11 protein-coding genes are annotated in these 12,482 nt (G+C 65.5%); 4 read left to right on the forward strand and 7 right to left on the reverse strand.

Going from position 1 to position 12,482, the window contains the following annotated elements:
- Positions 1-132 precede the first annotated feature (132 nt).
- The 3 genes from ccsB to AC07Z7_RS12435 all read right to left on the reverse strand — a co-directional run bounded on the left by ccsB (position 133) and on the right by AC07Z7_RS12435 (position 4,410).
- Positions 133-1,482 carry a c-type cytochrome biogenesis protein CcsB gene (ccsB, locus tag AC07Z7_RS12425; RefSeq protein WP_494766420.1) on the reverse strand — a complete coding sequence of 450 codons (1,350 nt, stop codon included), beginning with the start codon at positions 1,480-1,482 and terminating at the stop codon, positions 133-135.
- Positions 1,479-3,632, reverse strand: a complete 2,154-nt coding sequence (locus AC07Z7_RS12430) for a cytochrome c biogenesis protein ResB (RefSeq protein WP_494766421.1) — start codon at positions 3,630-3,632, stop codon at positions 1,479-1,481. Before AC07Z7_RS12430 ends, ccsB begins: the two co-directional genes overlap by 4 nt.
- Before the next feature lie 148 nt (positions 3,633-3,780).
- Positions 3,781-4,410, reverse strand: a complete 630-nt coding sequence (locus tag AC07Z7_RS12435) for a c-type cytochrome (protein WP_494766422.1) — start codon at positions 4,408-4,410, stop codon at positions 3,781-3,783.
- A gap of 72 nt (positions 4,411-4,482) precedes the next feature.
- Here AC07Z7_RS12435 and yihA point away from each other — a divergent pair, with 72 nt between their 5' ends.
- Together yihA and AC07Z7_RS12445 are read left to right on the forward strand one after the other, a co-directional pair.
- Positions 4,483-5,244 carry a ribosome biogenesis GTP-binding protein YihA/YsxC gene (yihA, locus tag AC07Z7_RS12440; RefSeq protein WP_494766423.1) on the forward strand — a complete coding sequence of 254 codons (762 nt, stop codon included), beginning with the start codon at positions 4,483-4,485 and terminating at the stop codon, positions 5,242-5,244.
- Between the two features lie 48 nt (positions 5,245-5,292).
- Complete coding sequence (locus AC07Z7_RS12445) at positions 5,293-6,201, forward strand: alpha/beta fold hydrolase (RefSeq protein WP_494766424.1); 909 nt, start codon at positions 5,293-5,295, stop codon at positions 6,199-6,201.
- A gap of 113 nt (positions 6,202-6,314) precedes the next feature.
- Here the strand turns inward: AC07Z7_RS12445 and AC07Z7_RS12450 are convergent, their stop codons facing one another.
- Both AC07Z7_RS12450 and AC07Z7_RS12455 read right to left on the reverse strand, forming a co-directional pair.
- Positions 6,315-7,181: a lysophospholipid acyltransferase family protein gene (locus AC07Z7_RS12450; protein ID WP_494766425.1), complete on the reverse strand. Its 867-nt coding sequence runs from the start codon at positions 7,179-7,181 to the stop codon at positions 6,315-6,317.
- Positions 7,178-8,041 (reverse strand): lysophospholipid acyltransferase family protein, encoded by an 864-nt coding sequence (locus AC07Z7_RS12455; RefSeq protein WP_252659266.1) that lies wholly within the window; start codon positions 8,039-8,041, stop codon positions 7,178-7,180. The genes AC07Z7_RS12450 and AC07Z7_RS12455 overlap by 4 nt, the downstream gene beginning before the upstream one ends.
- A gap of 132 nt (positions 8,042-8,173) precedes the next feature.
- Between AC07Z7_RS12455 and metK the strand changes: the two genes are divergently transcribed.
- Positions 8,174-9,355, forward strand: coding sequence for a methionine adenosyltransferase (metK, locus tag AC07Z7_RS12460; protein WP_094286446.1), 1,182 nt, complete (start codon positions 8,174-8,176; stop codon positions 9,353-9,355).
- 394 nt (positions 9,356-9,749) lie between these two features.
- Positions 9,750-10,208: a hemerythrin domain-containing protein gene (locus AC07Z7_RS12465; protein ID WP_494766426.1), complete on the forward strand. Its 459-nt coding sequence runs from the start codon at positions 9,750-9,752 to the stop codon at positions 10,206-10,208.
- 19 nt (positions 10,209-10,227) lie between these two features.
- Here AC07Z7_RS12465 and AC07Z7_RS12470 read toward each other — a convergent pair whose 3' ends face one another.
- A complete protein-coding gene (locus AC07Z7_RS12470) occupies positions 10,228-11,469 on the reverse strand; it encodes a diguanylate cyclase (RefSeq protein ID WP_094286441.1) in 1,242 nt (413 codons plus the stop codon).
- 161 nt (positions 11,470-11,630) lie between these two features.
- Complete coding sequence (locus AC07Z7_RS12475) at positions 11,631-12,308, reverse strand: NUDIX hydrolase (RefSeq protein ID WP_494766427.1); 678 nt, start codon at positions 12,306-12,308, stop codon at positions 11,631-11,633.
- Positions 12,309-12,482 lie beyond the last annotated feature (174 nt).

The following is a 12,482-nucleotide window of genomic DNA, read 5'->3' on the forward strand; positions in this document are numbered from 1 at the left end:
CATGGTCTGGTGGAAACAGCTGCAGCGGTAGAGCAGCACTACTGCTAGTTCGTTCCCGAGACCGCTCAGGTTACACCGACGACGCAATAGTTGCCGCCGCCTGCGCCAATGCCCGACCGGGCCCTCACCCCATCACAACGTGCCGTAGCTGTGCAGGCCGCTCAGGAACATGTTCACCCCCAGGAACGCGAAGGTGGTGACCGCAAGCCCCACCAGCGCCCACCAGGCGGACACCGTGCCCCGCAGGCCCTTCATGAGCCGCATGTGCAGCCAGGCGGCGTAGTTGAGCCAGACGATCAGCGCCCAGGTCTCCTTCGGATCCCAGCTCCAGTAGCCGCCCCAGGCCTCGGCCGCCCACAGGGCACCCAGCACAGTGGCGATGGTGAAGAACGCAAAGCCCACGGCGATGGACTTGTACATCACATCGTCCAGGATCTCGAACGAAGGCAGGCGCGCCGCGATGCGCTTGCGGCCCAACAGGATGCCCGCAACGATCAGCGCGGAGATGCCGAAGTACACCATCCAGTAGCTGCCGCCATTCTCGGTCGCGCCCTGGCGGAACACGATGGGCTCGAAACACAGCACCACGCCCAGCAGCCACAGCGGCGCCAGCTTGTACCAGCGGGTTTCGGCGGCCTGCTGCTTGATCAGGTAGGCAAAGGCCACCATGGCCGCCAGCGCAAAGGTGCCATAGCCGATGAAGTTGGCGGGCACATGCAGCTTCATCCACCAGCTCTTGAGGGCAGGCACCAGGGGCTGGATCTCATGCGCCTCGCGCACCACGGTGTACCAGAGCAAGAAGCCCACGGCCGCACTCACCACCAGCATCACAAAACCGCCCAGCGCGCGCGTGTCGTACTGCTCTTCGTAATAGAGGTAGAACGCTGCCGTCATCCAGCAGAACAGCACGAACACCTCATACAAATTGCTCACCGGGATGTGGCCGATGTCGGGCCCGATGAGATAGCTTTCGTACCAGCGCACCAGCGTGCCGATGAGCGCCATGGCCACCGCCACCCAGGCGATGCGCGAGCCCAGCATGCCCATGGTGCGGCCCTCGCCGCGCGAGAACATGCCGATCCAGTAGAACGCGGTGCTGATGAAAAACAGCATGCTCATCCACAGGATGGCGGACTGGCTGGAGAGGAAATACTTGAGGCCGAACACCGTATCGGCCCGCGCCAAGTTGCCCGCCCCGTCCTGCTGGTACAGCCCGATCGCCATCAGGGCCACGGCCGCCACAAAGAGCAGCAGCACCCGCAACGGGCGCCAGAACCAGCACAGCCAGATCGTGCACGGGATGGTGCCGATCAGGATGCCTTTTTCGTACCCGTCCATGAAGCTGCCGTAGCGCTGCAGCGCATAGAGCCCCCCCACGGTCACGATGGCAGCAAACAGCCAGTCCAGCCAGTTGCGGCGGGCAAAGAAGCCCTCGTTCAGGGTGATCGTCGTGGTGTTCGAAGAAGAGGTCGCGGTGTTCATGCAGTACCTTCGCGGGGCGAGGCCCCGATCAGTTTGTGTGCGAGCTGTGCAAACTCCTGGTCACTGTCCAGCGTCTTGCGGTTGGTGGACAGCGCCATGGTGGCGTGGGTACGCCCTTCCTGGGGGGCCACCCACACCCATACGCGCCGCTCCCGCACGTACAGCATGGCAAAAATGCCCAGGATCAGCAAGGCGCAGCCCAGATAGACAATGTTCTTGCCAGGGGCGCGGGCCACCTGGAACACGCTGGCCTGCACCTGGGTGAAGTCCTTGAGTTCGAACGCCAGCGGCGCAGGGTAGATCTGCGCGTCTGACAGCGAGAGCACGGCCTGCGTCATGAAGCCCTGGGTGCGGTCATCGTGCTGCAGCGGCGCCTGGCCCGCCTGCTTGCGCGCAAGCTGGGCCACCTCGAACAGCGTGCCGTTGAGGATGCGCACCAGCACCTCGCCCGCCCGCGCGCGCTCGGCCTCGGGCACGTTGGCCTCCATGAAGTCCGACACCGCCTGCAGGCCGCCCGTGGGCTTGCCCGCCACCATGCCTTCGCCCGCAAACAGCGCCAGCGCGCGGGATGCCGACAGGCGCAACTGCTCGGCCAGCTCGGGGCGCGACGAATCCATGGCCTGGGACACATAGCGGCGCACAGCCTGCTCGCGCGCGTCGGGGTCGGCCAGCAGGGCCTTCATGCGCAGGAACCCGTCCATGCTGCCGTTGTCGTCTGCGGGCACACGCAGGTACCGGAAAGGGTCAGCGGGCGACTCGCGCACGCCCAGCAGGAACACTGGCACACCATCGCCCGTGTCCACCGGCAGCATGTAGTTGTGAAACTCACGCGCCTGGCCGGCGGCGTCGCGCAGCTTGTAGGTCACGCTCGGGCCCACGTTGCGCAACTCTTTTTTGGTCACGGTCTTGTTGGCAGCCCCCAGGCGGGACTCCACCGATTCGCGCAGGTCCACCTTGCGCACGTCGGCGCCGCTGCTGCCAGGGCCCGCACCGCCGAAGTTCTCGACGTTGATGGTACGCAGCGCCGTGAACTCCAGCGTCAGCGTGTCGCTGCCCGGACCGCCGCCCTTGTTGGTGAGCTGGGTGGAGCCGCCCACCACACCTTCCACGTCAAACGGCTTGGCCCCGGCCACCATGGGTGCGGCGCGCAGTTTGAGGTGCGAGCCCCCGTCGTCAAAGCTCGACTGGTAGATCTCGATGCCTTTGTAGCTCGCGGGGTGGTTCACCTCGACACGCGCGGGTGTCTTCTCGCCCGTGGCCTTGTCGTGGATCACGATCTCGCTGGCAAACAACTTGGGCATGCCGGTGGAGTAATGCTCCACGATGAACTTCTTGAGTTCGATGGCGAAGGGCAGGTCCTGCAGCAGCACGCCATCGGACTGGTTCAGGATGGCCGTGCTCGACTGCGTGCCCTCGGCCACCAGCAGGTTGCCCCGGAAGGTGGGGTTGCGCTCGGACAGCCGGTGCTCGGGCTTCACATCGGCAATCAGTCCGCCGCCCTGGTAGGGCGTCTTGCCGCCCAGCAGCATCTGGGCGCGCACGATGAGATCGCCGTCGAGCAGGCCACCCACGCACACCAGCACGATGGCACTGTGCGCCGCGATGTAGCCGATCTTGTTGGCCGCACCCGCCTTGGCCGCCACCATCCAGCCCGTGCCGGGGCCTGCGGCGGTGTCGCGCTGCTGCAGGCGCACCTTCCAGCCCCCACCGGCCAGCAGGGTGCCGATGCGGCGTGCCTCGGCCTCGGCCGATTCGGGCAGGTCAGCCTGTGCTTTGTGGTGGAAGGCCTTGAGGCTTTGTTCGCGGATGTTTTCCTTGTAGGCCTTGAGGTCCACCAGGATCTTCGGCGTGTTGCGAGCAATGCACAGCGAAGTGCTGATCACCAGGAACGCGAGGATCAGCAGGAACCACCAGGCGCTGTACACCGCGTTGAGCTGGATGGCGCCAAACAGCTCGGCCCAGAACGGCCCGAACTGGTTGACGTAGTTGACCGCAGGCTCGTGCTGCTTGAGCACGGTGCCGATCACCGAGGCAATGCAGATCACCGTCAGCAGCGAGATGGCGAACCGCATGGAGGACAGCAGTTCGATCCCGGCGCGCCAGGCCTGGGAACCAGACTGGATGCGAAGGCCTTGGGTGTTGTCGGACATGGATGAAACGGTGTCTGCGAAGCGCGAAAGAAAAAGGGCGGGACCATCCGTGGAGATGGACCCGCCCTTTTTGGGGTTGTTATTGGCGGTAGGTTCCGTGCGGCCCGGTTCAAAAAACCTCAAGGGGCCCCGGTTTGACGAAGATCAATCAGCGCAGGCCGGCGATGTAGTCCGAGACGGCCTTGATTTCCTTGTCGTTGAGCTTGGCGGCCACCTGGGTCATCTGCAGGCTGTTGTTGCGCGAACCGTCGCGGAACATGTTCAGCTGCGACACCGTGTAGTCGGCATGCTGACCCGCCAGACGGGGGTACTGTGCCGGGATGCCCGCACCGTTGGGGCTGTGGCAGCCTGCGCAGGCAGCGATGTTACGGTCGGGAATGCCGCCACGGTAGATGCGCTCGCCCAGGGCGACCAGGTCCTTGTCCTTGGCGAAACCGGCCTTGGCGGGCTTGGAGGCCAGCCAGTAGGAGATGTTGCGCATGTCGTCGTCCGACAGGGCGGCCGCAAAGCCCTTCATGACGGCGTTGTTGCGCTTGCCCGACTTGAATTCCTGCAATTGCTTGACCAGGTACTCGGGGTGTTGCTGCGACAGCTTGGGGTTGGCCGCGATGGCCGAGTTGCCGTCGGCGTTGTGGCAGGCCGCACACACGGCGGTGAAGCTGGCCTCGCCCTTGACGAGATCCGGCTTGGCCACCTTGGGGGCGTCGCCCGCCGCGTAGGCCGAGAAAACAGGTGCTGCCAGTGCGGCAGCCGTCAGCAAGGAGGCGAGCAACTTCATATCGAGGGTGTATGTTTATGTGCGCAAAACCGCGCGATTCTACAATGAGGCTTCCTCGCATCCCAATTTCTCATGACGACTTCTCCTACCGCGCCAGTTGCTGGCTCCCTTCCGCCCGCACCCGACGCCAAGATCGCCATGGGCTGGATGCACACGGCCAGGTTCCTGACCACGGCCGCCCAGCTGCACCACCTGCCGCCCATCGACGTGCCCGAAATCGCCTTCGTGGGCCGTTCCAACGCGGGCAAATCCACCTGCATCAACACGCTCACGCAGCAAAAGCAGCTGGCGTTTGCCTCCAAAAAACCCGGCCGCACACAGCACATCAACCTGTTCTCGCTGGGCAAGCAGGGCGTGACCGACGCCGTGCTGGCCGACCTGCCCGGCTATGGCTATGCCGCAGTGTCGCGCTCGGACAAGGTGCGCTGGCAGCAGGTGATGGTGAATTACCTGGTCAGCCGCACCAGCCTCACCGGCATCGTGCTGCTGTGCGACCCGCGCCTGGGCCTGACCGAGCTGGATGAAGCGCTGCTGGAAGTTGTGCGCCCCCGCGTCGAAGAAGGCCTGAAGTTCCTCGTGGTGCTGACCAAGGCCGACAAGCTCACCCGCGCCGAACAGGCCAAGGTGCTGTCGATTACGCGACTGCACGCGGGCGGCGGCGAGGTGAAGATGTTCTCGGCCCTCAAGAAACAAGGGGTGGACGATGTGGCCCAGCTGCTGTGGCAGTGGGCCCACCCGGTGCGCCCTGCGGCAGAGCCCGAAGCCGCCGAAGCCGATGCACCGCCTGCCGGGGCAGACGCCGCCCCTGAAAATTCAGAAAAAAACAGCCTCTAGCGCGCGACCATCATGCGCTAGAAGCTATTTAATTGATAGCAGACACGCATGATCCAACAGAACGCCGTCCCCCTTCCGCATGGCATCACCCTGCACTGCCGCACCAGCGGCGTGGCGGGGCGCCCGGTGCTGCTGTTCCTGCACGGGTTTCCCGAGGGGGCCTTCATCTGGGACGAGCTGCTGCTGCATTTCTCCCGCCCCGAAAACGGTGGCTACCGCTGCGTGGCGCCCTACCTGCGCGGGTTTGGCCCGTCCAGCAGCCCGGCCGAGGTAGAGGCCTACCGCGCCAGACACCTGGTGCAGGACCTGGTGGCGCTGATCGCCCACGAATGCCCCGGCGGCGCGCTGGAATGCCTGGTGGCGCACGACTGGGGCGGCGCCGTGGCCTGGAACCTGGCCAACCAGCAGCCGCAGCTGATGAAGCGGCTGGCGATCATCAACTCCCCCCATCCCGGCGCCTTTGTGCGCGAGCTGGCGCACAACCCGGCCCAGCAGGCGGGCAGCCAGTACATGCACTTCCTGTGCCGCCCGGACGCCGAGGAACTGCTGGCGGACAACGACTTCCGCCGCCTGTTCGGCTTTTTTGACGACCCGCAGGGCCGCGCGCCGGCCTGGCTCACCGACAGCGTGCGCGCCCAGTACCGCGCGCTGTGGAGGCAGGGCCTGACCGGCGCCTGCAACTACTACCGCGCCAGCCCCATCCGCCCGCCACGCGACGACGACCCGGGCGCACAGGCCATCGCCTTGCCCGAATCGATGCTGACGGTGGAGGTGCCCACCCTGGTGCTGTGGGGCATGGACGATCCGGCCCTGCTGCCCGGGCTGCTCGACGGGCTGCCGGGCTGGGTGCCTCGGCTGCAACTGCAACAGATAGAAGCCGCTTCGCACTGGATCGTGCACGAGCACCCGGAGCGCGTGGCCCTGGAGTTGCAGCGCTTTTTTCATCAAAAAGCATAGCTACCAAGGCATTCTGGAAGCGCGGAAGCGGCCATTTTCTTTAACAAACTGAGATCCACCAACGGACCCAAGCCACGCCGCCCGGGCGGAGCCCCACTGCCAGAGATCAGTAATCAGTACACCGAATCCTCGCCCTCGGGCCGCGTCTTGAAGCGCTTGTGCACCCAGTAGTACTGCTCGGGCATGGTGTCGATCACGGCCTGCAGCTCGCGGTTCATGCGCACGGTGTCGGCCTCGGCGTCGTCGGTGGGGTAATCAGCCCAGGCGGGCGAGACCTCGGCCACATAGCCTGTGGACGTCATGCGCGAATACACGCCCACCACCTTGGCCCGCCCCAGCCGCGCAAAACGCGACAGCGAGGGGATGGTGGCCGCCGTCATGCCATAGAACGGCACAAACAGCGAGTCGTTGCGGCCATAGTCCATGTCGGGCAGCAGGTACAGCAGCCCCCCCTTGCGCAGGCTGGAGATGATGGGCTTGACGCCATCGGCACGGTTGAGCATGCGCACGTCGCCAAAACGCTGCCGCCCGGCCATGAACCAGGCATCCACCGCCGGGTCGGGGTGGGTGGCAAAAATCGACGTGAAGGCGCGCTGCGTGCTCAGCGGCAGCGCCAGGCCGCCCGCGTCCATGCCGTAGAAATGCGGCGCGAACAGGATGGTGGGCGTGTCGCCCTCCAGCTCGTGCACCGCGCCCGCGAGGCGCACGCGCTGCTCGACCACCGCGCGCGGCGCGGCCCAGAGCCAGCTGCGGTCCAGCCAGGTCTGGCAGAACACCACAAAGTTGGCCCGCGCCACGGCGCGGCGGCGCGCCTCGGTCCAGTCGGGGAAACACAGCGCCAGGTTGCGCAGCGCCACCTTGCGCCGCCGCACCACCAGCACGTACGCCACCTGCCCCAGCACCCAGCCCATGCCGCGCAACACCGGCAAGGGCAGCAGCGCCAGCACGCTCATGAACCACACGCCCAGGCGGCCGGTCATGCGGCCCCCCCGGCAACCGGTTCAGCCGGTGCGGCTTCTCCCCGGGGCTGCTTGTAGCGGCCATAGCCCCACAGGTACTGCTCGGGGCACTGGCGGATGAGGTGTTCCATGGCCTGATTGATCTGCAGCACAGCCGGGTCCATCTGGTCGGACAGCGGCTGCGCCAGGGGTTCGAAATGCGTGATGTAGCCCCGCCCCCAGGGCAGGCGCTCGCAGCGCACCAGCACCACGGCCGCGCCGGTCTGCTGCGCCAGGCGCGCGGCCAGGGTCATGGTGTAGGCATCGCGGCCAAAGAACGGTGCCCACAGACCCTGCCCCTCGGGCGGCACCTGGTCGGGCAGCAGGCCCACGGCCTCACCCCGTCGCAGGGCCTTGATCATCTGGCGCACACCCGCCAGCGTGGTGGGCACGGCCAACATGCCGGGGCGATTGCGCGCGGTCTCCATCACCTTGGCCAGCCAGGCCTGGCGCGCGGGGCGGTACAGCACGGTGATGGGGCCGCGCTCCGCACTCCAGCGGCGCGCAGCGGCCTGGGCCGACAGCTCGAAGCACCCTTGGTGCGGGGTCAGGAACACGATGCCCCGCCCGGCCGCATAGGCCTGCTCCACACAGGCTTCGCCCGTGATGGCACAGGGCATGGTGGCACCCATCCACAGGCGGGGCAGCTCGGCCACCATGCGCCCGGCATGAGCCACTGCGGCCCGCACGGCGCCAAACGGATAGCCCGCCAGCGCCGAATTGGCGAGAAAGCGGCGACGGTAGGTGGGCGACGCACAAAACGCCACCCAGCCCATGGCGGCACCCATGGCATGCAGCAACCACAGCGGAAACGCGGAAAAGAATCGGAAGACGACTGGCATTAAAATAGAGGGGTCGCTGAGTTAAATGAGCAACTTGCAGGGCGACGTTAAAAAAATCTGCTAAAGCGTTCGCCAGAGCTCCTTCGGGGTGAGGGCAACGCCCCAAATGCCGGAACACAGGAGTTTATTCAAATGGCGAACGACTTTCTCTTTACCTCGGAATCCGTCTCCGAAGGCCACCCCGACAAGGTGGCCGACCAGATCTCGGACGCGATTCTCGATGCGATCTTCAAACAAGACCCCCGCAGCCGCGTCGCCGCTGAAACGCTGACCAACACCGGCCTGGTGGTGCTGGCGGGCGAGATCACCACCAACGCCCACGTGGACTACATCCAGGTGGCGCGCGACACCATCAAGCGCATCGGCTACGACAACACCGACTACGGCATCGACTACAAGGGCTGCGCCGTGCTCGTGGCCTACGACAAGCAGAGCAACGACATCGCCCAGGGCGTGGACCATGCGAGCGACGACCACCTGAACACCGGCGCCGGTGACCAGGGCCTGATGTTCGGCTACGCCTGCGACGAAACGCCCGAGCTGATGCCCGCGCCCATCTACTACGCCCACCGCCTCGTGGAGCGCCAGGCCCAGCTGCGCAAGGACGGCCGCCTGCCCTTCCTGCGCCCTGATGCCAAGAGCCAGGTGACGATGCGCTACGTGGACGGCAAGCCCCACAGCATCGACACCGTGGTGCTCTCCACCCAGCACCACCCCGACCAGAGCGAAACGCAGACCAAGATGAAGGCCAGCTTCACTGAAGCCGTCATCGAGGAAATCATCAAGCCCGTGCTGCCCAAGGAATGGCTGCAGAACACGCGCTACCTGATCAACCCCACCGGCCGTTTCGTCATCGGCGGCCCGCAAGGCGACTGCGGCCTGACGGGCCGCAAGATCATCGTGGACACCTACGGCGGCGCCTGCCCCCACGGCGGCGGCGCGTTCAGCGGCAAGGACCCAACGAAGGTGGACCGCTCGGCCGCCTATGCCGCCCGCTACGTGGCCAAGAACATCGTGGCCGCCGGCCTCGCCCGCCAGTGCCAGATCCAGGTGGCCTACGCGATCGGCGTGGCCGAGCCGATGAACATCACGGTCTACACCGAAGGCACGGGCGTGATTCCGGACGACCAGATCGCCAAGCTGGTGCGCGCGCACTTCGACCTGCGCCCCAAGGGCATCATCCAGATGCTGGACCTGCTGCGCCCGATCTATGAAAAGACCGCCGCCTACGGCCACTTCGGCCGCGAAGAACCCGAGTTCAGCTGGGAAAAGACGGACAAGGCGGCTGCGCTGCGCGCAGCAGCGGGCCTGTAAAGGCCCCGAGCGAAGCGAGCTTGTCCGGCTTTCGGCGCAGGCTCATATCGCGTAGCGATGTGAGCGCAGGCCAAAAGACTGATAAAGCTGCTGCGCTTCGCTCTGCAGCCGGGCTGTAAAGCCCTCCGCGCGTTAGCGCAGTATTGGTCTTCGGACGCAGTTCATATCGCGCAAGCGATGTGAACGCAGACCAAGGAACTGAAGAAAAGAAGCCGCAACGCCCCGCGCGTTGCGGCTTTTTCTTTTTGGTCCATCCCCCTAGGCGGCACTCTCCTACACCCGCGCCCAGCCGCTGCTGACGGCGGCAGCCGCGGCCGGTCCGTATTGTTTCTGCACGCCCTGTCGCAGCCCACGCGGCGCGACAGCCCACAGAGCTGAAACGGACACCACCAACATGCCCGACACCACGACGATCTTTGAAGCCTTGCGCGAAAGCCACGAACGCCAGCGCGCGCTGTCCACCGCGCTCACGGACACCAGCGGAGACAGCCCCGAGCGGCGCGCGCTGTTTGACGAACTCAAGACCGAACTGGCCGCCCACGCGCTGGCCGAGGACCGCCACTTTTATGTGCCACTGATGGCGCACGACGCTGGCATCGACCTGTCGCGCCACGCGATTGCGGAACACCACCAAATCGACGAACTGGTGGAATCCCTGCAAGACACCGAGCCGTCAAGTCCCGCATGGCTGCCGCTGGCCAGGAAGCTGGCCGACAAGGTGGAACACCATCTGCAAGAGGAAGAACACCGCTTCTTCCAGATGGCCGGGAAGCTGCTGACGGAAAAGCAGAAAACTGCGCTGGCAGCGAGCTACCGGGATGACTATGAAGACGCCAAGGCCACTCCCGCCTGATGACCAGCTTCTCGCAAGCTCAGGCTGCCCCTTCAGCCTGCACCACACAATTGCGACCGCTGGACTTGGCCTTGTACAGCGCCGTGTCCGCGCGCTTGATGAGCGCATGGCTGTCTTCCTTGTGGTCCCAGGTGGCAACGCCAAAGCTGGCGCTCACATGGCCCACGGCATCAAACGGCACACCCGCGATGCGGGCCCGCACGGCCTCGGCCATGGCCATGGCGGCGTCCACCGGGGTTTCCTTGAGCAGGATGATGAATTCCTCGCCGCCAAAGCGGGCCGCACAGTCCGACGAACGCAGCAGCTCGCGCACACGCAGCGCCGTGTTCTTCAACACCACATCGCCCGAGTCATGCCCGAAGGTGTCGTTGATGCGCTTGAAGAAGTCGATGTCGAACATGACCACCGACAGCTGGCTCTTCTTGACCCGCGTCTCGGCCATGTCGGCCTCCAACCGCTCGAAGAAGCGGCGGCGGTTGACCAGATCGGTGAGGAAGTCCTTGGTCGCCAGGTCTTCGAGCTTGGCGTTGAGCCGCGCCATGGGCTCGATCACCAGCGACGACAGCGAGAGGTTGAGCACCACAAACAGCAGCGCAAAGCTGGCCACCAGCGCCGCCATCACGGTGTTGAAGGTCTGGCGCGCCTTCTCCAGCGGGAAGTACATGGGCACCTTCACCACCTGGATACCCACTGTCTCGTTCATGCCCCAGCCAAAGCCGTTCTTGTCGCCATAGACCTTGAGCATGGTTGGCGGCGCCACGGCCGGCGTGCTATGGCAGGCCATGCACTGTGCCTGCTTGATGGTGATGGGCCGTGCCACGTACATGGCACGGTGCATGCCCTCGCCCACCTCACCGGTCACCTCTTTCTTCAGGTCGGCGCGGCCTTCGCGGAAGTCGCTGATGATGCGCTCTTCCCACTCGTTGGCCCGGTCGCGCAGGTTGGTGGGGTTGAGCACCGCCTCCTTGTATTCGTAGCCCGGGAAGCGGCTTTGCAGGCGGCGCAGCGTCTCCGTCGCTGCGTAGGCGGGAACGGTCTGCGGCAGGAATTTTTCGGCCAGCGTCACGTCCAGGTGGGGCTTGACCAGCTCGGTGGTGTAGTCGCGGATGGCCATGGCGGCGTGCATCATGATCTGCGAGTTGTGCTGCACCTCCTCGATGGCCGCTTGCTGCAGAAAGCGGTGCACATAGGCGCCTGCGCCCAGCACCGCCAGCAGCAGCACCGCTGCCAAAACCAGATTGAATTTGAGCCGCAAAGACATGGATCACCCTCAGGCACCAGCGTCGCGCTGGCTTGTTATTGGCGAGGCGGCGGCGCTCCCCCTGGCCTGCGCCGCGCACCCACCGTTCGTGGGACACAAAGTTTGCGTTTGTGCCAGATTTGGGCGCGGCGGTCCAATCTTTTGTGCGTGTGGAGCCCGCGCTACAACCCCCTGGCACTGAGCGACAGCTGCCGCCGGTAGGCCGGGCGCACCCGGTACAGCTGCGCGGGGCGGTGCGCGCCGCCCGTCTGCAAGGCGCCCACCACGGGCTCCAGCATGGCCAGCTCGTCCACCTTGCGGCGAAAGCTCACCTTGTTGACCGGCTCGCCCAGCACCGCTTCGTACACCGCCTGCAGCTGCGGCAGCGTGAACGGCTCGGCGCACAGGTGCACGGGCAGCGACGAATACTGGCTTTTGCTGCGCACGCGCAACACGGCGGTGTCGATGATCTGGCGGTGGTCGAAGGGCAGCGGCGGCAGCGCATCCACCGCCACCAGCTCCACCCGCCCCGCAGCCTGCGCCAGCACGGTAGCGGGCACCAGCGCGCAATACGCCACGGCCACCGACCAGCCCCGGGGGTCGCGCACCGCGCCCGTGAAGGTGGCCAGTTGCTCCAGGTAGGGGCTTTCCAGCCCTGCCTTGTCGCGCAGCACCCGCACGGCGCTGGCCTGTGCGTCCACGTCTTCTTGCGCATGGATGTAGCCACCGGGCAGCGCCAGCGCCTGGGCATAGGGCTCGCGTTCGCGGCGCACCAGGGCCACCTTCAGCGTGGCCTGCTCCAGGGTCAGCAGCACCACGTCCACGGTACAGATCACGGCGGGAATGCTGTCGGAGGTCATATGGCGAGCTAGTTCATTGCAAAGTTGAACGAACAAGGCTACCACCAGGACAGATTGCGGCAAAGCATTCCGAGACTATCGACGCCCTGCAGCCCCGAAACATCCGCTTGCAAACCACTTAGTTGCAAAATTGACTTAACAAAACTACACTGCACCCACAGCGAAGGAGAAAGA

It is taken from the genome of Acidovorax sp. GW101-11A03, assembly GCF_059424825.1.